This is a genomic window from Azospirillum sp. Marseille-Q6669 (assembly GCF_965111635.1).
Genome location: NZ_CBCOOP010000002.1, coordinates 473,011 through 495,157, shown reverse-complemented (window position 1 = coordinate 495,157; position 22,147 = coordinate 473,011). Strand labels below are relative to the sequence as shown.

The window sequence follows — 22,147 nt, the reverse complement described above, 5'->3', positions numbered from 1 at the left end:
TTGGCAACACGAACTTTTGACGTGCTGCGCTTTTCATCCGAAAATTTTCCGGGCTTCCGAAAACCGGACGGCCGGAAGGGTCAGCCCCAGCCTGCGGGCGGGCCTCCGTGGCGTTCTCACGATTGGATGAGCGAGGCGCCGATCGTCGTCTTCAGACGGTCGCGGACGCGGCGCGGGACGAGGCCGTGACCACAAGCGCCGCGATGGCCGCCGCCAGCGGCACGAAGGACACCCAGAGCACCGAATCCCAGCCGAACGCCGCCAGCAGCCCGCCGGACGCGAAGGACCCCAGGGCCATCGTGCCGAACACGATGAAGTCGTTGAGCGACTGCACCTGCGTCTTCTCCTCCGGGCGGTGGCACTCCAGAACGAGCGCGGAGGCCCCGAGGAAGCCGAAGTTCCAGCCGACCCCCAGCAGGATCAGGCTGACCCAGAAATGCGCCACATCGATGCCCCCCAGCCCGACCGCTGCGGAAGCGGCGATCAGGCCCAGGCCGGCGAACACGATCCGGGATGCGCCGAACCGCTCGACCAGACGTCCGGTGACGAAGCTCGGGGCGTACATGGCGATCACATGCCATTGCAGGCCGAGGTTGGACACCTCCTGCGACAGGCCGCACAGCCGCATCGCCAGCGGGGCCGCCGTCATGATGAAGTTCATCAGCAGATAGGAGACGACCCCGCACAGCACGGCGGTGACGAATCGCGGCTGGCGCGCGATGACGCCGAGCGGCCGTCCCCCGGCGGCTTCCGCCGCAGTCGGCATCGGCAGCCGCACGCCGACCAGAACCAGCGCGGACACCGCCGCCACGGCGGCCTGGGCAAGGAAGGTCGCTAGGAACAGGTGCGGCGGCCAGACATCCATGGTGACGGTGACGAGCTGCGGTCCGATCACCCCGGCGAACACCCCGCCCGCCATCACGGCCGACATGGCCCGCGGCCGCCGCTCCGGCTCGACGCAATCGGTCGCGGCGAAGCGGAAGGAGAGGACCACGGCGGCGTAGGCGCCGCCGGGGATCATCGCCGCGCAGAACAGCCAGAAGTTCCCCAGAATCACCGCCAGGGCGGAGAGCAGCCCGACGAGCACGCCGCACCCCGTCCCCGCCAGGAAGGCGGCACGCCGCCCACGGCGCCGGGCAATGGCCCCGGCGGGAATGGTGCAGACCGCCATGCCCACGACGAAGACGGAGAGCGGCAGCGTGGCCAGTGCCGAGCTGGGCGCCAGCGTGTTCCCGACGATGGCTCCCGTCGCGTAGACGACCACCGCGTTGGCGCCGGCCAGCGCTTGCGCCGCCGCCAGCCGCAGAACGTTCGCCGTCCCGTAAGCGTAAAGGCCCTGTGCATAAGGGGTGGTGTCGGCTTGGCTCATGACGGTCCTCGGGACTGGCTCTGTCGCGGTTGCCCCAGGCTTACCGACCCGCCATCATGAATAGAAGTGGTATGTTCTCATGATTGGATGAGCCGGAGTCATGAATGATTGACCGCCAGATCCTCGCGATCCTGCGGGAGGTGGATCGGGCGGGCAGCGTCACCGCCGCCGCCGAACGCCTGAATCTCAGCCAGTCGGCGCTGAGCCACACGATGCGCAAATTCGAGGAACGCTGCGGCGTCGAAATCTGGATGAAGAAGGGGCGGAGCCTCCGCTTCACCCAGGCTGGCCGGCATCTTTTGGCGCTGGCGCAGCGCCTGCTGCCGCAGTTCGAGCACGCCGAACGGGTTCTCGCCGATTTCGCGTCGGGCCGCCGCGGGGCGTTCCGGGTGGGCATGGAATGCCATCCCTGCCAAGCTTGGCTGATGCGGATGACCGCCCGCTATCTCACCCAATGGCCGGACGTGGATTTCGAGGTCCGCACCGCCTTCCGCTTCGACGGCTTGGCTGCGCTGCTCGACAACGAGATCGATCTGCTGATCACGCCCGACCCCATCGAGACCGCCGACGTCCTGTTCACACCGGTCTTCGATTACGAACTCGTCCTCGTGGTGCATGACGCGCACCCGCTCGCCGCGCGGGATGGGGCGCAGCCGGAAGACCTTTGTGCGGAGGAATTGATCACGGTCCCGGTCAGCCTGGAACGGTTGGACGTCTACACCCGCTTTCTCGTCCCCGCCCATTGCCGTCCGCGTCGCCACAAGACCGTGGAGTCGACCGACCTGATGCTCCAGCTCGTCGCCGCCCGGCGTGGGGTTACCGTCCTGCCGGACTGGCTGGTGCGGGAGGACGGTGCCGGCCTGCCCATCCGCAGTGTGCGTTTGGGAACCGAGGGGATCGGCAAGAGCATTCATCTCGGCGTCCGCCGCGGCGAGGAGGGCGTGGATTACATCGCCGGCTTCCTGACGCTCGCGCTGTCAGCGGATCAATAAGCAAGTGAGAAAAAAAATGGCCGTGCTGTTGCCAGCACGGCCAGTGATTTCGAGAGGCTCGCATAAATGCAGAGCAACAACCCGCCCGATACAAAGGGTGAAGCACCCTGTGCAAGACCAAGATGACTGGTCCGACCACTCACCGCAATGCCTCATTTTCAGCTTTCCACATTGCGGAAACAGCCCCCTTCCCCGCCCTAATACACAACAAAGAAGACCGCGCCGTTGCCGGCGCGGCCAGTCACTTCGGGGAAACACCACTGCGAAGAAAACGGATCAGCCCTTGAAGACCTTCAGCATGGTGGAACCCAGGCTGGCGGGGCTGTCGGCGACGGCGATGCCGACGGACTTCATGAAGTCGATCTTGAAGTCGGCGGTGTCGTTGCCGCCGGAGATCACCGCGCCGGCATGGCCCATGCGGCGGCCCGGAGGCGCGGTGCGCCCGGCGATGAAGCCGACGACCGGCTTCTTGGTCCCGGAGTCGCGGATGAACTCCGCGCCCTTGACCTCGGCGTCGCCGCCGATCTCGCCGATCATGATGATGCCCTCGGTCTCCGGGTCCTTCAGGAACAGCTCCAGGCTGTCCACGAAGTTCGTCCCGTTGACCGGATCACCGCCGATGCCGATGCAGGTCGTCTGGCCCAGACCCGCCGCGGTGGTCTGCGCCACCGCCTCGTAGGTCAGCGTGCCCGAGCGCGAGACGATGCCGATCTTGCCGCGCTTGTGGATGTGGCCCGGCATGATGCCGATCTTGCACTCGTCGGGCGTGATGATGCCCGGGCAGTTCGGCCCGATCAGACGGGTCTTGGAGTTGCTCAGGGCGCGCTTGACGCGCACCATGTCGAGCACCGGGATGCCCTCGGTGATGCACACCACCAGCGGGATCTCGGCGTCGATCGCCTCCAGGATGGCGTCGGCGGCAAAGGGCGGCGGCACGTAGATGACGCTGGCGTTGGCGCCGGTCTTCTCGACCGCGTCGGCCACCGTGTCGAAGACCGGCAGGTCGAGGTGCTTGGTGCCGCCCTTGCCCGGGGTGACGCCGCCGACCATCTTGGTGCCGTAGGCGATCGCCTGCTCGGAATGGAAGGTGCCCTGGGCTCCGGTGAAGCCCTGGCAGATCACCTTCGTGTTCTTATCGACGAGAACAGCCATCTTACGCGGCCTCCTTCACGGCCTTGACCACCTTCTCGGCGGCGTCGGCGAGGTTGTCGGCCGACAGGATCGGCAGACCGGACTCAGCAAGGATCTTCTTGCCCAGCTCGACGTTCGTGCCTTCCAGACGGACGACCAGAGGCACATGCAGCTTCACATCGCGGGCCGCCGTGACGACGCCTTCGGCGATGACGTCGCAGCGCATGATGCCGCCGAAGATGTTGACCAGGATTCCGCTCACATTGGGATCGGAAAGGATCAGCTTGAAGGCCGCGGTGACGCGCTCCTTGGTGGCGCCGCCGCCGACATCGAGGAAGTTGGCCGGCTCGCCGCCGTACAGCTTGATGATGTCCATGGTGCCCATCGCCAGACCGGCGCCGTTGACCATGCAGCCGATGTTGCCGTCCAGCTTGACGTAGTTCAGGTCATGCTTGGCCGCCTCGACCTCGGCCGGATCCTCCTCCGCGACATCACGCAGCTCGGCCACGTTCTTGTGACGGAACAGGGCGTTGTCGTCGAAGGCCATCTTGGCGTCGAGCGCCAGGATCTCACCGGTGCCGGTAACGATCAGCGGGTTGATCTCGACGATCGCGCAGTCCAGCTCAGTGAAGGCGCGGTACATGGCGGTCAGGAACTTCGCCGCCGCACCGACCTGCTTGCCTTCGAGGCCCAGCGCGAAGGCGACCTTGCGGGTGTGATAGCCCTGGATGCCGGTGGCCGGGTCGATGGCGACCTTGACGATCTTCTCCGGCGTGTTGTGGGCGACCTCCTCGATCTCCATGCCGCCTTCGGTGGACGCCATGATGGTGACGCGGCCGGTGGCGCGGTCGACGAGCATGCCGAGATACAGCTCGCGCTTGATGTCGGCGCCTTCCTCGACGTAGAGGCGCTTGACCTCGCGGCCGTCCGGACCGGTCTGCTTGGTGACCAGAACGTGGCCCAGCATCTCGGCGGCGTTCTTGCCGACCTCCTCGATGGACTTGACGACGCGGACGCCGCCCTTGCCCTCGGGGTTGTCCTTGAAGCGGCCGGCGCCGCGGCCGCCCGCGTGGATCTGCGACTTCACGACCCACACCGGGCCGCCCAGCTCACGGGCGACGGTCTCGGCCTCCTCGGGAGAGAACGCGACGCCGCCGCGGGGCACCGCGACGCCGTACGTCTTCAGCAGGCCCTTGGCCTGATACTCATGGATGTTCATGGCTGTCTTCGGGTGTTTAAAATGGAAGGGTGCGGGGCGCAGGCCGGCATCGGCGCTGACGCGTCCCGCGCCGGCACCCTGCGTCCTGTGCTGAATCCGTGGAAGAATAACGGTGTGAGCCTGCGGCTCACCGGATGTGTGCGTCAACGCCCCCGCTCTTCGGGACTGCGTGCGCCTGTTATCCGTGCTGCATGGAGCGGGCGCCCTGACGGAACGCCCTCGCCACGGCTGTCTTTACTCGGCGGCCATGCGGGGAACGACCAGCCCCAGCGCGCCGCTGTCGCGAACCTCGCCGATGCGGCGTTCGTCGAAGCCGAGAACCTCGCGCAGGATCTCGTCGGTGTGTTCGCCCAGCAGCGGCGAGCGCGTCACCTCGGTCGGGCTGTCCGACAGCTTGATTGGGTTGCCCACCGTCAGGTACTTGCCGCGCGTCGGGTGATCGACCTCGACGATGGTGCCGGTCTCGCGCAGCGACTGATCCTCCGCCAGCTCCTTCATCGACAGGATGGGGCCGCAGGGGATGTCGTACTGGTTCAGGATCTCCATGACCTCGAACTTCGTCTTGGTCATGGTCCATTCCTCGACGGTCGCGAAGATGTCCTTCAGGCGCGGCAGGCGCGCGGCGGGCGTCGCGTAATCCGGATCGGTGACCCATTCCGGCTTGCCGATGACGTCGCAGATCTTCGCCCAGACCGGTGCCTGGGTGATGAAGTAGATGTAGGCGTTGGGGTCGGTCTCCCAGCCCTTGCACTTCAGGATCCAGCCCGGCTGGCCGCCGCCCGAGGCGTTGCCGGCGCGCGGCACGGTGTCGCCGAACGCGCCGTTGGGGTACTGCGGGTACTCTTTCAGCGGGCCGCGCTCCAGCCGCTGCTGGTCGCGCAGCTTGACGCGGCAGAGGTTCAGCACGGCGTCCTGCATGGCCGCCAGCACCTTCTGGCCGCGCCCGGTCTGGGTGCGCTGGTAGAGCGCCGTCACGATGCCAAGCGCCAGATGCAGGCCGGTGCCGCTGTCGCCGATCTGGGCGCCGGTGACCATCGGCGGGCCGTCGTCGAAGCCGGTCGTCGAGGCCGCGCCGCCGGCGCACTGCGCGACGTTCTCGTAGACCTTGCAGTCCTCGTAGGGTCCGGGGCCGAAACCCTTGACCGAGGCGACGATGATGCGGGGGTTCAGCTCCTGGATGCGCTCCCAGGTCAGGCCCATGCGGTCGAGCACGCCGGGGGCGAAATTCTCGACCATCACGTCGCAGATGCGCACCAGATCCTCCAGGACGCGCTTGCCGTCCGGGTTCTTGGTGTCCAGCGTGATGGACCGCTTGTTGTGGTTCAGCATGGTGAAGTAGAGGCTGTCGGCCTCGGGCACGTCACGCAGCTGGCCGCGCGTGATGTCGCCCTCGCCCGGACGCTCGACCTTGATGACGTCGGCGCCGAACCACGCCAGAAGCTGCGTGCAGGTCGGACCCGACTGAACGTGGGTAAAGTCCAGAACCCGCACGCCTTCAAGAGCTTTTCCCATCGTCGTTCCTCCCGGTGGTGCTCTGTGTCTGAAAAGGGCGGCCCCACCCCTCGCTGGCAGGGCCGCCCGGCCTGGAACCGGAGAACCGGCGTCCTTGGTTACCGCTCGATCGTCAGGTCTTAGGACCCTTGCGGACGGCGCTGGTGGGGTTGAGGCTGCCGATGTTGCCGCTCTCCGACCCGGCGTTGGGGTCGATCACCGCGTTGATCAGCGTCGGCCGGCCGCTGTCCATCGCCGCGCTGACCGCGCGGTACAGCTCGTCCGGCGTCGTCACGTTGACGCCCTCGCCGCCGAAGGCCTCCATCATCTTGTCGTAGCGCGAGTCCGGAACGAAGACCATCGGCGACGGGTCCGACCCGCCCGTCGGGTTCACGTCCGTCCCCTTGTAGATGCCGTTGTTGTTGAACACCACGATGCACACCGGCAGGTTGTAGCGGCAGATCGTCTCCACCTCCATGCCCGAGAAGCCGAAGGCGCTGTCGCCTTCCACCGCCAGCACCGGCTTGCCCGACTCCACCGCCGCGGCCACCGCGAAGCCCATCCCGATGCCCATCACGCCCCAGGTCCCGACGTCCAGGCGCTTGCGCGGCTGGTGCATGTCGATGATCCCGCGCGCCAGGTCCAGCGTGTTCGCCCCCTCGTTCACCAGCAGCGCGTCCGGCCGCTCCTGCACCACCCGGCGCAGCGCGCCGAGCGCGCCGTGGAAGTTCATCGGCGAGGCGTTGCTCATCAGCTTGGGCGCCATCTTGGCGATGTTCGCCTCCTTGCGCGCCGACACAGCCCCCGTCCACTCCGCCGGCGGCGGCGTCCAGCCCTTGGCCATCCCGGCGGTCAGGGCCGACACGCAGGACCCGATGTCGCCGACCAGCGGGGCCACGATCGCCACGTTGCTGTCCATCTCGCGCGGCTCGATGTCGATCTGGATGAAGGTCTTCGACCCCGGCTCGCCCCAGGTCTTGCCCTTGCCGTGCGACAGCAGCCAGTTCAGGCGCGCCCCCACCAGGACCACCACGTCGGCGTCCTTCAGCACCATCGAGCGCGCCGCCCCCGCCGACTGCGGGTGGGTGTCGGGCAGCAGGCCCTTGGCCATGCTCATCGGCAGGAACGGAATGCCGCTTTTCTCGACCAGCTCGCGCACCGCCTCGTCGGCCTGGGCGTAGGCGGCGCCCTTGCCGAGGATGATCAGCGGCCGCTTGGCGCCCTTCAGCACCTCCAGAGCGCGCGCCACCGAGTCCGGCGAGGGCAGCTGCGCCGGGGCGGCGTCGACCACCTTGACCAGCGAGCGGGCGCCCTCGGCGGCGTCCATGACCTGCGAGAACAGCTTGGCCGGCAGGTCGAGGTAGACGCCGCCCGGACGGCCCGACACCGCGGCGCGGATGGCCCGGGCCACGGCGATGCCGATGTCCTGGGCGTGCAGCACGCGGAAGGCCGCCTTGCACAGCGGCTTGGCGATGGCCAGCTGGTCCATCTCCTCGTAGTCGCCCTGCTGGAGATCGACGATCTCGCGCTCCGACGAGCCGGAGATCAGGATCATCGGGAAGCAGTTGGTGGTGGCGTTGGCCAGCGCGGTCAGGCCGTTGAGGAAGCCCGGCGCCGAGACGGTCATGCACACGCCCGGCTTCTTGGTCAGGAAGCCGGCGATCGCCGCGGCGTTGCCGGCGTTCTGCTCGTGGCGGAAGGAGATGACCCGCAGCCCCTCGCCCTGGGCCATGCGCAGCAGGTCGGAAATCGGGATGCCCGGCACGACGTAGAGGTTCTCGATGCCGTTGAGCTTGAGGGCATCGATGACGAGCTGGAAACCATCCGTCAGCGCCGGTTCCGCATCGGTGGCGGCCGTGGCTTGGTTGTTGAGGACTGTGACGGCTGACATAAGGGTTACTCCTCCCCGACTCTTATTCGGTTCACGATCGGTCAATCGAGAAAATCGCAGTGCTGTTCGACATGGCGGGCCAGCCCCAGCGTGTGCTCGCGCACCCGCCGCTCGGCCAAGTCGGCGTCGCGCCGGGTCAGGGCGTCGATGATGTCGCGGTGCTCGACGATGGACGTCTCGGCCCGGCCGCCGCGGCGCATGGTGACGCGGCGGATGGCCCGCATGTGGATGAAGAAGCGGTCGGTCAGGTCGGCGATGAGCGTGCAGCCCGAGGCCTGGATGATCGACTGGTGGAAGGCGACGTTGGCATCGGAATACTCCAGCACGTGGTCGGCCAGCTCGCCTTCGGCGAAGCGGTCGAAGGTCTCGTGCAGGTCGGCCATGCCGCGCTCGTCGGCGCGCTCGACGAAGAGGCGGGCGGCCATGCCCTCCAGCGCCGCGCAGACGGTGATCATCTCGATGATCTCCGCCTTGGTCTTGCGCACCACGAAGATGCCGCGCCGGGGCATCGAGCGGATGAAGCCCTCCTGCTCCAGCAGCGCCATGGCCTCGCGCACCGGGGTGCGGCTGACGCCCAGCGCCTCGCAGAGCTGGCGCTCGTCGAGGCGGATCTCGCTCGGCCCGCCGTAGATGTCCATCTGGGTGATGGCTTGGCGCAGCGACTGGTAGGCCTTGGCCTTGAAGCTCATCCCCTGATCCAGGGGTGCGACCGAGAAACTCATCGTCTGCATGGCTGTTCCCGTCCCTCTCTCTCCGCCCCCGGTTGCCCCGGAGTTCCCCCCGGTGACGGGGTTTGGGCCGCGCTTTCATTGCCCCGGAGAGGGAAGCGGCTTGGATTGGTGATACGGTATACCAGATGCCAGTTCATGACAAGCGGATATGTTCGGATCGCGGACTGTTTCTTCGATGAACGACGCCGCGGCACTTCGTCTGCGACGGCGGGGCAATTCTGCACCCTTTGCCACTAACTGGCATATCGTATACGGTATCCAAACCCTGCATAACTGGTATACCGAATCCATTATAGCCCGAATGGACCGCTGGGGGTACAAACGTCCTTGGAACTACACGCATTCCTCCCTGTAGATTCCCCCACCTGACGGCTCCGCGGCTTCCTGCCAGCGGAGCCTTCTTTTTTCCGCCGGCCAAATCGACCTGCGGCAAATTGGTATACCGTACACCAGACAGTTTCACCGCACTTCCAGTGTGTGTATGTTGGCTGGGTCAACGAATCAGGCGAACGGAGGAAAGCCATGAAAGCAGCGGACATCATGACCCGTCAGGTCATCACCATCGGTCCCGACGCCACGGTGACCGAAGCCGCGAAGCGCATGCTGGAGAACCGGATCAGCGGCCTGCCCGTCTGCGATTCGAACGGGCGCCTGCTCGGCGTCATCAGCGAGGGCGACCTGCTGCGCCGGATGGAGACCGGCACGGTGCGCCGGCCCTCCTGGTGGCTTGCCATGTTCGCGGGCGCGCCGAACCAGGCCGCCGACTACACCAAGTCCCACGGCCGCCACGTGCGCGACGCGATGACCGAGTCGCTGATCTTCGTCACGGAGGAAACCCCGCTCGACGAGGTGGTCCGCCTGATGGAGGGCAACCGCATCAAGCGCGTTCCGGTGCTGAACAACGGCACGCTGGTCGGCATCGTCAGCCGCGCCAACCTGCTGCACGTCCTGGCCAGCATCGCGCCGGACGTCTCCCCCACCGCCGCGGACGACCGCGTCGTGCGCGACCGGCTTTTGGAAACCCTGCGGGCGCAGCCCTGGGCGCCGGAGATCAGCGACAACATCGTCGTGCGCAACGGCGTGGTGCATCTCTGGGGCAGCGTGCGCACCGAGGCGCAACGTGACGCCATTCGCGTCGCCGCCGAGAACACCCCCGGCGTCACCCGCGTGGAAAATCACCTGATCATCGTGGATCATGTCGCCGAAGGCGCGGTCGGCTTCTGAGCCAATCGCCGATGCGGCAACAAAAAAAGCCCCTTCCCGTTTCGTCCGGGAAGGGGCTTTTCCTTTCAGCAGACCTTTACTCGGTGGCCTTCACGACCTCTTCGGTGACCTTCTTGGCGTCGCCGAACAGCATCATGGTGTTGGGGCGGAAGAACAGCTCGTTCTCGACACCGGCGTAGCCGGCGGCCATGCCGCGCTTGATGAAGAACACCGTCTTGGCCTTCTCGACGTCGAGGATCGGCATGCCGTAGATCGGCGACTGCGGATCGGTCTTGGCCGCCGGGTTGGTCACGTCGTTGGCGCCGATCACGAAGGCCACGTCCGCGGTGCCGAAGTCGCGGTTGATGTCCTCCAGCTCGAACACCTCGTCGTAGGGCACGTTGGCCTCGGCCAGCAGCACGTTCATGTGCCCGGGCATGCGCCCCGCTACCGGGTGGATGGCGTACTTGACTTCGACGCCCTCCTTCTTCAGCAGGTCGGCCATCTCGCGCAGCGCGTGCTGGGCCTGGGCCACCGCCATGCCGTAGCCGGGGACGATGATCACCGACTGGGCGTTCTTCATGATGTAGGCCGCGTCCTCCGGCGAGCCGGCCTTGACCGTGCCGCGCTCACCGCCGCCGGCCGCCGCCGACGCCGCCCCGCTGTCGCCGCCGAAGCCGCCCAGGATGACGTTGAAGATCGAGCGGTTCATGCCCTTGCACATGATGTAGGACAGAATGGCGCCCGACGAGCCGACCAGCGCGCCCGTGACGATCAGCAGGTTGTTCTGCAGCGTGAAGCCGATGCCCGCCGCCGCCCAGCCGGAATAGCTGTTCAGCATCGAGATCACCACCGGCATGTCGGCGCCACCGATCGGCAGGATCAGCAACAGGCCGAGCGCCAGCGACACGGCGACGATCAGCCACATCGGGGCATCGGCGTTGCTCTGCACCAGCCAGACGATGAGGAGGATGGTGAGGATGCCGAGGCCGGCGTTGAGATGGTGCTGGAAGGGGAAGACCAGCGGCTTGCCGGTGACCAGACCCTGGAGCTTGGCAAACGCGACGATCGAGCCGGTGAAGGTGATGGCGCCGATGGCGGTGCCCAGCGCCATCTCGACCAGCGAGCCCTTGGCGATGGCGCCGGGCACGCCGATGCCGTAGGCCTCGGGCGAGTAGAAGGCCGACAGCGCCACGAACACCGCGGCCAGACCGACCAGCGAGTGGAAGGCGGCGACGAGCTGCGGCAGGGCGGTCATCTCGATCTTCTTGGCGATGACGTAGCCGATGCCGCCGCCGATGGCGATGCCGAGCACGATCATCCAGTAGGACTGGACGATGGGCAGGGCCAGCGTGGTCAGCACGGCGATGGTCATGCCGGCCATGCCGAAGAAGTTGCCCTGGCGGGAGGTCTCCGGGCTGGACAGGCCGCGCAGGGCCATGATGAAGCAGACCGAGGCGACCAGATAGAGAAGGGCGGACAGGGTTTCCATGGTTACTTGCCCTTCTTCTTGAACATCGACAGCATGCGCTGGGTGACCAGGAAGCCGCCGAAGATGTTGACGCTGGCCAGGATGACCGCGAGGAAGCCCATGATCTTGGAGAAGCCGCCCACAGAATTGATTGGGCCGGCCGGGCCGGCGGCGATCAGGGCGCCGACGATGATCACCGAGGACACCGCGTTGGTCACCGCCATCAGCGGCGAGTGCAGCGCCGGCGTCACCCGCCACACCACGTAGTAGCCGACGAAGCAGGCCAGCACGAACACCGTCAGGCCGGTGATGAAGAAGTTGCCGTGGCTCGCCGCGTCCAGGACGGGCGCCGGGATCGGCATCGCGTGGGTCATCTGGGCAACCTGGACCTGAAGCTCCGCCGTCTGGTTGGTCAGCGTGAGGAGCGAGTGGCGGAAGGCCTCAATCTGGCTCGCGGGATCGGGATGTTCCATGGAAGCCGCCTCCTCAGACGGTCTGGACTTCGCGGACCGCGTCCGCGAAGGCGGGATGGACGACCTGCCCATCGCGGGTGAGCGCGATGGCCTTCACGATCTCGTCGTCCCAGTTGAGCGTGACGCCCTTCTCCTTGTCGTGCAGCGACTGCAGCAGAGCGAGGAGGTTCTTGGCGTAGAGCAGCGAGGCGCTCTCGGCGATGCGGCTGGGGTAGTTGGCGTGGCCGACGATCTTCACCCCGTTGTCGGTGACGACGACCTTGCCCAGCTCCGAGCCCTCGACGTTGCCGCCCTGCTCCACCGCCAGATCGATCAGCACCGAGCCCGGCTTCATCGACGCCACATGCTCGCGCGTCACCAGGATCGGCGCCTTGCGCCCGGGGATCAGCGCCGTGGTGATGACGATGTCCTGCTTCTTGATGTGCTCGGCCACCAGCGCCGCCTGCTGGCGCTTGTAGTCGTCCGACATCTCCTTGGCGTAGCCGCCCGACGTCTCGGCCTGTTTGAACTCCTCGTTCTCGACCGCGACGAAGCTGCCGCCAAGGCTCTGCACCTGCTCCTTGACCGCCGGGCGCACGTCGGTCGCCGAGACGATGGCGCCCAGCCGCTTGGCCGTGGCGATGGCCTGCAGCCCGGCGACGCCGACGCCCATGATGAAGGCGCGAGCCGGCGGCACCGTGCCCGCCGCGGTCATCATCATCGGGTAGGCCCGGCCATACTCGCTGGCGGCATCGACCACCGCCTTGTAGCCGGCGAGGTTGGCCTGCGAGGACAGCACGTCCATGACCTGGGCGCGGGTGATGCGCGGCATGAACTCCATGGCGAAGGCGTTCACCCCGGCTGCGGCGTAGGCCGCCACATGGTCGCGGCTGTTGTAGGGGTTGAGGATGGCGAACAGCAGCGCGCCGCGCTTGATCAGCGCCAGCTCGTCGAGGTCCCCTTCCCCGGCCAGCAGCGGGCGCTGCACCTTCAGCACGATGTCGGCGTCGGCCAGCGCCGACGCGGCGTCCGGCGCGATCTCCGCGCCGGCGTCCTGATAGACCCGGTCCGGCAGGTTCGAGCCCAGACCGGCCCCGGTCTCGACCACGACGTCGAGACCGAGACCTTTGATCTTCTTGACGGTTTCCGGAGACGCCGCGACGCGATTCTCGCCCGCGCGCCGCTCCCTGGGTATGGCGATTTTCATGGTTGTTGATTGCCTTCCAAAGCAATCGGCAGGACGAGGCGTCAGCGCTCCGGCCTCGACGGCGGGCGGCCTCGGCGGGCGGCCCGCCGGTCAAAATCTCGAATGATGTCGGTGCCGGCCAGCGACGAGGCGTGGTCCAGCGTCAGGCCTGCAGGGCGGCGGAGCGGTCACCCGGGATGGATGCGGGTGACCGCCTCCGGATCACCGCCGCCGACATGGGAAGGTTGCCCCGGGCACGACCGCCTGGGGCACCGTCGTCCGTCATTGAGCCGCGGCGACGGGATAGCTGACGACCTCGCCCGCCCCGGCGTCCGGCGGGGCGGCGTCGAGTTGCGCCTTGATGAGATCGCGCACGCTGACCACGCCGACCAGCGAGGCACCGTCCAGAACGGGGACGTGACGAATGGTGTGCTCGTCCATCAGCTGGAGCACGTGGCGGACGGAATCGCCCGGCGCGCAGCAGACGGGATGGTGGCTCATCACCGCCGTGACCGGCAGGGACAGGATGCCCGGCCCGCGGTCGGTCAGGCTGCGCACGATGTCGCGTTCGGAAATCACCCCGACGACCGTGTTGCCCTCGGTCCGGCAGACGTCCTTGACCACCAGCGCGCCGGTGTTTTCGGCCTTCAGAAGACGCAACGCCGTTTCCACGGTTTCGTTGATGCGCACCGTGCCGATGCGCGTCCCCTTCCGGCGGAGAATGTCTTCAACCCTCATGACGCTCCTCCTGTGAAGCGATTGTCCGGCCCCTCGGCGTTGCTTCGCTGCGTCGTTGGGGGCGTTGGTTTCTGTGTGCGGGGCCGGACGGTGTCCGCCCTACTGGGCGGCGACCGCGGGTGCGGCCTCGGACGACGCCCGCTGCGGGCGGGTGTAGCAGTCGGCGATCTCGCCGCGCTGGCGGACGAGGGCCAGGACCACGTCGATGGTCGGGGTCGCCACGCCGACCATGCGGCCCATCTCCTGGACCACCGACAGCAGGGCGTCGATCTCCATCGGACGGCCGCGCTCCAGATCCTGGAGCATGGAAGTCTTGTGCGCGCCGACCGCGCCGGCGCCGTTGATGCGGCGCTCCACATCCACCCGGAAATGCACGCCCAGACGGTCGCCGATCTCCTTGGCCTCAAGCATCATCGCCTTGGCGACGGCGCGGGTTTCCGGATCGGAGCAGATGACGTCCAGCGTGGCGTGGGTGAGCGCGCTGATCGGGTTGAAGCAGAGGTTGCCCCACAGCTTCAGCCAGATCTCATCGCGGATGCGGTCGAGCACCGGGGCGCGCAGGCCGCCGGCCTCCATCGCCGCGCTGAGCTTCTTCACGCGGTCGGACTGGCTGCCGTCCGGCTCGCCCAGCGAGAACTTGTCGCCGTAGATGTGCTGAATGACGCCGGGTTCGACGACTTCGGTCGCGGGGTAGACAACGCAGCCGATGGCGCGCTCCGGGCTCAGGCCGTTCCACTGGATGCCGCCCGGATCGACAGTGTCGAGCACGCGGCCTTCGAACTCGCCGCCGTTCTTGTAGAAGTACCAGTAGGGGATGCCGTTGACCGCGGTGACCACGGCGGTGTCCTTGCCGAGCAGCGGCTGGATGGCGTTGACGACGCTGGGAACGGAGTGGGCCTTCAGACCGATGATGACGTAGTCCTGCGGGCCGAGTTCCGCCGCGTTGTCGGTGCAGCGGGGGTGGACGACCGTTTCTTCCTCTCCGACGATCAGCTTCACGCCGTTCTCACGCATGGCCGTGAGGTGGGCGCCGCGCGCCACGAGGCTGACATCCGCGCCGGCCTGGTGGAGACGCACACCCAGATACCCGCCGATGGCCCCGGACCCAAAGATGCAGATCTTCATAACCCGTTTCCTCTCCCCCAATTATCGGCCGCGCGCCGCGCAGCCTTTGCAGTAACCCCAATCAATCAGCACACCGAACAAATACGGAGTTTGGTATACCAGATACCAGATGTCAACTGGCAAAATAGTCCCTGTCGAGGGAGGGGCATGATCCGGAATCGGGCGAGAATCCTGGGTTTTCCAACGAAAGTTCGAGCATGGAAAACCGGACGCCCGGCCCGTCCGGACGCCCGGTTCGCGGGTCCATCCGGCGTGTGGGATCAGGTGAGCGGCAGGACGAGTTGGAACGCCTTAACCGTCATGCGCTTGCGGTGATAGAAGCGGTGCGCGTCGCCGCGCTGGACGCCGGAGATGATTTCCATCTGGGCGCAGCCCTTTTCGCGGGCCTGACCGGCCAGCCAATCGAACAGCTTGTCGCCCAGACCGAAGGAACGGTGCTTCGGCGAGGTGACAAGGTCCTCAACATACATATAGCGACCGCGCGACAGCGTCTCATGAACGCGGAAGCCGCCGCAGCCGGCCACCTCGCCGTCGATGCGCAGGAGCGCCATGTTGTAGCCGTCCTCCATCTGGCGGCGGATCTGGGCGGCGTAGGCGTCAGGGTCGGTCATGTGGGTGCGCAGTTCCTTCACCACCGCATAGCTGTCGGCGATGTCGGCGTCGGTCTTCGCCAGAGTGATCTCGATGGTGTGCTGGTCGGCAGCGTTCTGTTCGGCGATCCGCTGGTCCATCGTGCGTAACTCCCGTTTTTTTGTGTGTTCGAGGGACTCTGTTCGTCTCTCTGGTATTTGGTATACCAGATAATCCGTACAGGAAGCAACTGACCTTATGGTGCAGTTGCGCAAAGTCCCTCGAAATCACCCGGGCTTCGCCGTCCAAGCCTAAGGTCAGGCGCGCATCAGAGCCTGGAGATGGGCGGCGCACCCCTCGGCGAGCCCCACCATATCGTAGCCGCCCTCCAGCACCGTCACGACGCGGCCGTCGCACAACCGGTCGGCCGCCTCCACCAGCTTGCGCGTCGCCCATTCGAAATCAGGGCCGGTGAAGTTCAGCGACGCCAGAGGGTCGCGGGCGTGGGCGTCGAATCCGGCGGAGATCAGGATCAGCTCCGGCCGGAACTCCTCCAGCGCGGGGAGGATGCGGCGCTCCATGGCTTGGCGGAACTCCACCGTCCCGGAGTGGGGCGGCAGTGGCGCGTTGACGATGTTGTCGGCGACTCCGGTCTCGCTCAACGAACCGGTGCCGGGATAGAGCGGCGACTGGTGGGTCGAAGCGAAGAACAGGTCGGCGTCGTCCCAGAACATCGCCTGGGTGCCGTTGCCGTGGTGCACGTCGTAATCGACCACGGCGACGCGGGTCAGGCCCCGCCGCTTGCGGGCGTGCTCGGCGCCGACCGCCACATTGTTGAAGACGCAGAAGCCCATGGCGCGGGCCGGCTCGGCGTGATGGCCGCAGGGGCGGACGGCGCAGAAGGCGTTTTTCGCCGTCCCGTCCAGCACCGCGTCCACCGCCGCGCAGACCGCGCCGGCGGCCCGAAGGATCGCCGAGCGTGAGGTGGGGGACAGCACGGTGTCGGCGTCCAGCCGGGCATGGCCGCTGTCCGGGACTGCGTTCAGCACCGCGTCCACATAGGCCGGGTCGTGCACCCAGCGCAGCTGCTCGACCTCCGCCTCCGGGGCCTCGAAGCGGGGCAGATCGCGGAACTCGTCGCGGTCCAGAACCTCCCACACCACGGCGATTCGCTCGGGACGCTCCGGGTGCCCCGGGCCGGTGTCGTGCGCCAGGAAGTCCGGATGGGTGAAAATGGCGGTGGTCATCGAGTCTTCTCCTCCCCTGTACCGATGATTTGAAGCTGGTCGCTCGCGCGACGGCACGAAGCGGAATGTCATCCCGAGTCGACGCGCGCTCTTGCCTTACATGTATACCAGATACCAGAACGGGCCAAATCGCTTTGCTAACCAACCGTCAGCACCACCACCGTCCAAGCGTAAGAACCCCCATTCAGACAAAGGCCATCAACGCTTCCGGAAGTGGTAGAGCGGCCCTCGCACGCCGAGTCTGTTTGTTACGCTGACAAACAGCTTGCGCCGGAAACTGTATCTGGCATACCATATCTCTAATGCCAAAAACGCTCACCCCGCGAGCTTAAACCGCCCACACCAAGCGGTCGGTTCGACGGTCAAGCCAAGGCGATGGAGACGACCCGGCACACCACGGGAAAATCTCCGGTCAAAAGAACAAAAACAACCCGACTCAAAAAAGCAAAAGACCGCTTCGCAAAGAGATCGCTTCTAGGAGGAGAGAAATGCACCAAGCCCTCACGGAGGCCCCGAAGGGGCCCCTCGGTGGCCGCTGGTTCCAGCTCGTCATCGGCGTCATCTGCATGTCGATGATCGCGAACCTGCAGTATGGCTGGACTCTGTTCGTCGAGCCCATCGACCAGAAGCACGGCTGGGGCCGTGCGGCCATCCAGGTGGCCTTCACCATCTTCGTCGTCATGGAAACCTGGCTGGTTCCCGTCGAAGGCTGGTTCGTCGACAAGTTCGGCCCGCGCATCGTCGTCCTGATCGGCGGCGTGCTCTGCGCCGTGGCCTGGGCGGTCAATTCGGTGGCCGACTCGCTCGCCATGCTCTATCTCGGCGCGGCGCTGGGCGGCATTGGTGCCGGCGGCGTCTACGGCACCTGCGTCGGCAACGCGCTGAAGTGGTTCCCCGACCGCCGCGGTCTCGCCGCCGGCCTGACCGCCGCCGGTTTCGGCGCCGGCTCGGCCCTCACGGTCGTTCCCATCGCCAACATGATCCACTCCTCGGGCTATCAAGCCACCTTCCTGACCTTCGGCATCGGCCAGGGCGCGGTGATCCTCGCGCTGGCGTGGTTCCTGGCGGCGCCGAAGAAGGGGCAGGTTCCGGATGTCTCCCGCTCGTCGGTGTCGCAGACCCGCGAGAGCTACACCCCGGTCCAGATGCTGAAGACCCCGGTCTTCTGGGTCATGTACGCCATGTTCGTGATGGTGGCGGCGGGCGGCCTGATGGCGACCGCGCAGCTCGGCCCGATCGCCAAGGACTTCCACCTGGACGGCGTTCCCGTCAGCATCATGGGCCTGACCCTGCCGGCACTGACCTTCGCCCTGTCGATCGACCGCGTGCTGAACGGCGTCACCCGCCCCTTCTTCGGCTGGGTGTCGGACCACATCGGCCGCGAGAACACGATGTTCATCGCCTTCGCCCTGGAGTGCGTCGGCATCCTGGCGCTGAACCAGTGGGGCCACAACCCCGTCGCCTTCGTGATCCTGACGGGTCTGGTGTTCTTCGCCTGGGGTGAGATCTACAGCCTGTTCCCGGCGCTGTGCGGCGACTCCTTCGGCTCGAAGTTCGCCACCACCAACGCCGGCCTGCTGTACACCGCTAAGGGCACCGCGTCGCTGGTCGTTCCCTTCGCCAACGTGGCGGTCGCCTCGACCGGCAGCTGGCAGGCGGTGTTCTTCTTCGCCGCCGCGGTCAACGGCATCGCCGCCCTGCTGGCCATCTTCGTCCTGAAGCCGATGCGCGCCCGCCAGATCACCGAGAGCCTGCCGGCCTCGAAGCTGGCGGCGGAGCCGGCCCAGTAAGGCAACGGACGCACCATCAGCACCCGAACGCAATCGGGCCGGGAGATTTCCCGGCCCGATTTGCTTGTGGGGAAAAGGTTTGTGGGAAAAAAAGTCAGAGCCCGCGCGGGAACGATGCCCAGGACGGCCCCCCCTCGATCTCTTCCTGCTTCTCGTGCGCCTTCTTGACCCAGCGCAGATGGCCGGGCGACCAGGGATCGCGGGCCGGCATGCCGGCGGTGGCGACATCGGCGGTCAGAATTCGCGCCACAACAATGGCGAAGCCTGACAGCAGCATGGACAGAAGAACGATGGCGAGCATGCTTTGATTCCCGGATGAGCCGCACGCGGAGTCAGGCGTGCCTGATTCCGCAATGCAGCATACATAGGCCGTTCGGCCAGGGGAATCGAGTCCGCCACCCAAAGCGCGGCGCTTCGCCGCGCTACAGCATCTCCAGCGGGCGCGGCCCACGGGGCGGCGGGAAGGCCCGGTCGAGGTCCGCGAGATCCTGCTCGTCGAGCCGCAGGTCGGCGGCGGCCCGGTTGTCGCGGACATGGGCAGGGTCCGACGCCTTGGGGATGGCGATCACCCCGTCCTGACGCAGCAGCCAGGCCAGCCCGACCTGGGCCGGGGTCGCGCCGTGCCGGTCGGCGACGCGGCGAAGCTGCGGATGACGCAGCATCCGCCCCTGCTCGATCGGCGAATAGGCCATGATCGGGATGCCCCGGCCGCGGCACCAGGGCTGCAGGTCGTATTCGATGCCGCGGCGCGTCAGGTTGTAGAGAAGCTGGTTGGTCTGCACCCCCTCCCCGCCCGGCGTGCCGACCAGTTCCTCCATGTCCTGGAGATCCAGATTGCTGACGCCCCATTGGCCGATCTTGCCGTCGCGCATCAGCGTGTCGAAGGCCTCGATGGTTTCGGAGAAATCGTGGCTGCCGCGCCAGTGCAGCAGGTAGAGGTCGATGCGGTCGGTGCGCAGACGCTTCAGGCTGCGTTCGCAGGCCGCGACTGTACCGCGGCGGCTGGCGTTCATCGGCAGCACCTTGCTGACCAGGAACACCTCGTCGCGGCGCCCGGCGATGGCCTCGCCGACCACCTCCTCCGCCCCGCCGTCGGCGTACATCTCCGCCGTGTCGATCAGCGTCATGCCGAGGTCGAGGCCGAGCCGCAGCGCCGCCGCCTCCCGCGCGCGGTCGCGGCTGTCCTCGCCCATGTACCAAGTGCCCTGACCGAGCACCGGAACGGCGGTTCCCGAAGGAAGGCGTGTCGTCGGAATGGTCATGGATGTCTCCCGTTCCCTTGGCCCCGTCGAAGGGCGTGAAGAACGTTAGTCCACGGAGCCACCCCAGGAAACCGCCCCTTGGCGCTATTTCGACGGGCGGGAGAAGCCGGCGACCACGTCTCGGCGAAGGGATCACCTGCAGCCAGCAAAGGCGCCGGACAAATGACGCCTGAAACGACAAAAGCTCAGCCAAGGGCTGAGCTTTCGAAACCGGTGCCAACCTGTGAGAAGGTGGCGTCCCCAAGGGGATTCGAACCCCTGTCGCCGCCGTGAAAGGGCGGTGTCCTAGGCCTCTAGACGATGGGGACGTCGTTGGCGTGGCGGGATTACTAATGGGATGACGGGCCGAGCGCAAGCGTTTTTTCCAACTCCTTTCTACCCCGTTCGCGTATGCCCCCCATGCACCATCTCCACGCCGAATTTGTTTGCATTCACATGGTTTGGGAGGGTGCGGCGTCGTCGATCAGGAGCTGGACTCCCTCCGCCCCGTTCCAGCGGTCGATACGCAGGACACCGGCGATGTGGAAGGGCGTTCCGCGGCCCATCAGCAGGGCTTTTCCCATCTCGCTCTCCAGCGCGCGGAAGGCGATGGCCTTCAGCCGGGCGCCGTCGCTGCCCTGGAGAATGCAGCGGACGTGATTCGCCCCGACCACGTCGGCCCGCACCACGCGGGCGTCGGTGACGGCGAAGCGCGGCTCCGCATTGCCGGTGCCGAACGGGCCGAGCTGGTTCAGGCGGTCCACCAGCGACGTGTTCGCCGCTCCAACGGACAGCGCGCCGTCCAGTTCCAGCGTCGGCACCAGTGGGGCCGCGGCGACCTGCTCGGCGACGCGGCCGGTCAGAAAGGCCTGCAGGTCGGCCAGCTTGTCGCCCGCCACGGTGAAGCCGGCCGCCATGCGGTGGCCGCCGCCGGCCATCAGCAGCCCTTCCTGCCGCGCGGCGATCACCGCCGCCCCGAGATCAACCCCGCGCACCGAACGGCCCGAAGCCTTGCCGATCACCGTGCCGTCCGCCCCCTCCTCCAGGGCGATAACGCAGGCAGGACGGCTGTAGCGCTCCTTCAGGCGGCTGGCGACGATGCCGATCACGCCGGGGTGCCAGCCCTCCCCCGCCACGAAGACCAGCTCGGCCAGTTCCTCGGCATGCTCCTCCAGCCGGGCCAGGGCGTCGGCGAGCACGCCCTGCTCCACCGCGCGGCGCTCGGCGTTGTGAGCCTCCAGCTTCTGGGCCAGTTCCATGGCCTCCATGGGGTCGTCGGTGGAGAGCAGCCGCGCCCCGAGGTCCGAGGCGCCGACCCGCCCACCCGCGTTGACCCGCGGGCCGAGCACGAAGCCGGCGTGGTAGGCGTCCGGCTTCTCCTTGACCCCGGCGACGTCGGACAGGGCGGACAGGCCTGGGTTGGCGCGCCGCGCCATCACCTTCAGCCCCTGCGCCACCAGCGCCCGGTTCAGCCCAGTCAGGGGCACCACGTCGCACACCGTGCCCAGCGCCACGAGGTCGAGCCATTCCATCAGGTTCGGCTCGTTGCGGCCGGTGTAGAATCCGGCGCTGCGCAGCGCCCGGTTCACCGCCACCACGGCCAGGAAGGTCACCCCCGCCGCGCACAGCGTGCGGTAGGCGCCGTCCTCGTCCAGCCGGTTCGGGTTGACCAGGGCGACGGCCGGCGGCAGGCGCGGTTCCGCCGCGTGATGGTCGAGGACCACCACCTCCAGCCCGGCCTCCGCCGCCGCCTCCAGCGCCGCGAAGGCGGAGATCCCGCAATCCACCGTCACGACCAGCCGTACGCCCTCAGCCTTGAGCCGCAGCAGCGCCGGGCCGTTGGGGCCGTAGCCCTCCTTCATGCGGTCGGGCACATAGATCCGCAGGTCCGCCCCCACCGCCCGGAAGAAGCGCCGCAGCAGCGCGGAGGAGGTGGCACCATCCACGTCGTAATCGCCAAAGACGGCCACCGGCTCGCCGTCCATGACAGCGCGGGCGATGCGCTCCGCCGCGACGTCCATGTCCTTGAAGCGGGAGGGGTCGGGCAGCAGCGCCTTCAGCGTCGGGTTCAGGAAGCCGTCGCACGCCTCTTCGGTCACCCCGCGGGCGGCGAGCACCCGCCCGACGATCTCTGGCAGCCCCCGCCCCTGCGCCAGCCCCCAGGCCAGCCGCTCGTCGTAAGGCCGCGCCTGCCAGCGCTTGCCGGACAGGGAATGGGCGACGTTCAGGAAGGGGGGAACAGTGTCGGTCATGCTGCCCAGGATGCCACGGATCGGAAAGGCCGAAGCCATAGCAGATGG

General features: G+C 67.2%; 19 protein-coding genes and 1 tRNA gene. 3 read left to right on the top strand and 17 right to left on the bottom strand.

Features of this window, described 5'->3' with window-relative positions; translation table 11 throughout:
* Positions 1–151: 151 nt before the first annotated feature.
* Positions 152–1,369: an MFS transporter gene (locus ACWPXE_RS13565; RefSeq protein WP_454018273.1), complete on the bottom strand. Its 1,218-nt coding sequence runs from the start codon at positions 1,367–1,369 to the stop codon at positions 152–154.
* 104 nt (positions 1,370–1,473) lie between these two features.
* Here ACWPXE_RS13565 and ACWPXE_RS13560 point away from each other — a divergent pair, with 104 nt between their 5' ends.
* The gene (locus ACWPXE_RS13560; protein WP_454018272.1) at positions 1,474–2,361 is read left to right on the top strand and encodes a LysR family transcriptional regulator; all 888 of its coding nucleotides are present in this window, start codon (positions 1,474–1,476) and stop codon (positions 2,359–2,361) included.
* Positions 2,362–2,637: 276 nt separating this feature from the next.
* Here ACWPXE_RS13560 and sucD read toward each other — a convergent pair whose 3' ends face one another.
* From sucD to ACWPXE_RS13535, 5 genes are all read right to left on the bottom strand, one after another.
* The gene (sucD, locus tag ACWPXE_RS13555) at positions 2,638–3,513 is read right to left on the bottom strand and encodes a succinate--CoA ligase subunit alpha (RefSeq protein ID WP_454018271.1); all 876 of its coding nucleotides are present in this window, start codon (positions 3,511–3,513) and stop codon (positions 2,638–2,640) included.
* A 1-nt stretch (position 3,514) separates the two neighbouring features.
* Complete coding sequence (gene sucC / locus ACWPXE_RS13550; protein ID WP_454018270.1) at positions 3,515–4,711, bottom strand: ADP-forming succinate--CoA ligase subunit beta; 1,197 nt, start codon at positions 4,709–4,711, stop codon at positions 3,515–3,517.
* Positions 4,712–4,945: 234 nt separating this feature from the next.
* Positions 4,946–6,223 (bottom strand): formyl-CoA transferase, encoded by a 1,278-nt coding sequence (gene frc, locus ACWPXE_RS13545; protein WP_454018269.1) that lies wholly within the window; start codon positions 6,221–6,223, stop codon positions 4,946–4,948.
* A gap of 112 nt (positions 6,224–6,335) precedes the next feature.
* On the bottom strand, positions 6,336–8,093 hold the full coding sequence (oxc, locus tag ACWPXE_RS13540; protein ID WP_237903697.1) for an oxalyl-CoA decarboxylase: 1,758 nt from the start codon (positions 8,091–8,093) through the stop codon (positions 6,336–6,338).
* Positions 8,094–8,134: 41 nt separating this feature from the next.
* Entirely contained in the window at positions 8,135–8,824 is a 690-nt protein-coding gene (locus tag ACWPXE_RS13535; protein ID WP_035673347.1) for a GntR family transcriptional regulator, read from the bottom strand.
* Positions 8,825–9,346: 522 nt separating this feature from the next.
* Between ACWPXE_RS13535 and ACWPXE_RS13530 the strand changes: the two genes are divergently transcribed.
* Positions 9,347–10,048 carry a CBS domain-containing protein gene (locus ACWPXE_RS13530; protein ID WP_454018268.1) on the top strand — a complete coding sequence of 234 codons (702 nt, stop codon included), beginning with the start codon at positions 9,347–9,349 and terminating at the stop codon, positions 10,046–10,048.
* Between the two features lie 76 nt (positions 10,049–10,124).
* On the opposite strand, the gene ACWPXE_RS13525 is transcribed toward ACWPXE_RS13530, so the two are convergent.
* From ACWPXE_RS13525 to ACWPXE_RS13495, 7 genes are all read right to left on the bottom strand, one after another.
* A complete protein-coding gene (locus ACWPXE_RS13525; protein ID WP_237903699.1) occupies positions 10,125–11,519 on the bottom strand; it encodes an NAD(P)(+) transhydrogenase (Re/Si-specific) subunit beta in 1,395 nt (464 codons plus the stop codon).
* 2 nt (positions 11,520–11,521) lie between these two features.
* Positions 11,522–11,971 (bottom strand): NAD(P) transhydrogenase subunit alpha, encoded by a 450-nt coding sequence (locus ACWPXE_RS13520; RefSeq protein WP_454018267.1) that lies wholly within the window; start codon positions 11,969–11,971, stop codon positions 11,522–11,524.
* A 13-nt stretch (positions 11,972–11,984) separates the two neighbouring features.
* A complete protein-coding gene (locus tag ACWPXE_RS13515; RefSeq protein WP_454018266.1) occupies positions 11,985–13,157 on the bottom strand; it encodes a Re/Si-specific NAD(P)(+) transhydrogenase subunit alpha in 1,173 nt (390 codons plus the stop codon).
* A gap of 261 nt (positions 13,158–13,418) precedes the next feature.
* Complete coding sequence (locus tag ACWPXE_RS13510; RefSeq protein WP_014240276.1) at positions 13,419–13,874, bottom strand: CBS domain-containing protein; 456 nt, start codon at positions 13,872–13,874, stop codon at positions 13,419–13,421.
* A gap of 99 nt (positions 13,875–13,973) precedes the next feature.
* Entirely contained in the window at positions 13,974–14,999 is a 1,026-nt protein-coding gene (locus ACWPXE_RS13505; RefSeq protein WP_137114415.1) for a 2-dehydropantoate 2-reductase, read from the bottom strand.
* Between the two features lie 260 nt (positions 15,000–15,259).
* Positions 15,260–15,730, bottom strand: coding sequence for a GNAT family N-acetyltransferase (locus tag ACWPXE_RS13500; protein ID WP_174451724.1), 471 nt, complete (start codon positions 15,728–15,730; stop codon positions 15,260–15,262).
* Between the two features lie 156 nt (positions 15,731–15,886).
* A complete protein-coding gene (locus ACWPXE_RS13495) occupies positions 15,887–16,816 on the bottom strand; it encodes a histone deacetylase family protein (RefSeq protein ID WP_454018265.1) in 930 nt (309 codons plus the stop codon).
* Positions 16,817–17,304: 488 nt separating this feature from the next.
* Here ACWPXE_RS13495 and oxlT point away from each other — a divergent pair, with 488 nt between their 5' ends.
* Positions 17,305–18,606, top strand: a complete 1,302-nt coding sequence (gene oxlT / locus ACWPXE_RS13490) for an oxalate/formate MFS antiporter (protein WP_454018264.1) — start codon at positions 17,305–17,307, stop codon at positions 18,604–18,606.
* A 94-nt stretch (positions 18,607–18,700) separates the two neighbouring features.
* Here oxlT and ACWPXE_RS13485 read toward each other — a convergent pair whose 3' ends face one another.
* The 4 genes from ACWPXE_RS13485 to recJ all read right to left on the bottom strand — a co-directional run bounded on the left by ACWPXE_RS13485 (position 18,701) and on the right by recJ (position 22,099).
* A complete protein-coding gene (locus ACWPXE_RS13485; RefSeq protein WP_454018263.1) occupies positions 18,701–18,907 on the bottom strand; it encodes a hypothetical protein in 207 nt (68 codons plus the stop codon).
* Positions 18,908–19,028: 121 nt separating this feature from the next.
* Positions 19,029–19,868, bottom strand: a complete 840-nt coding sequence (locus ACWPXE_RS13480) for an aldo/keto reductase (protein WP_454018262.1) — start codon at positions 19,866–19,868, stop codon at positions 19,029–19,031.
* A 232-nt stretch (positions 19,869–20,100) separates the two neighbouring features.
* Positions 20,101–20,176: transfer RNA gene (locus ACWPXE_RS13475), tRNA-Glu, on the bottom strand.
* A gap of 123 nt (positions 20,177–20,299) precedes the next feature.
* Positions 20,300–22,099, bottom strand: a complete 1,800-nt coding sequence (gene recJ, locus ACWPXE_RS13470; protein ID WP_454018261.1) for a single-stranded-DNA-specific exonuclease RecJ — start codon at positions 22,097–22,099, stop codon at positions 20,300–20,302.
* Between the last annotated feature and the right edge of the window lie 48 nt (positions 22,100–22,147).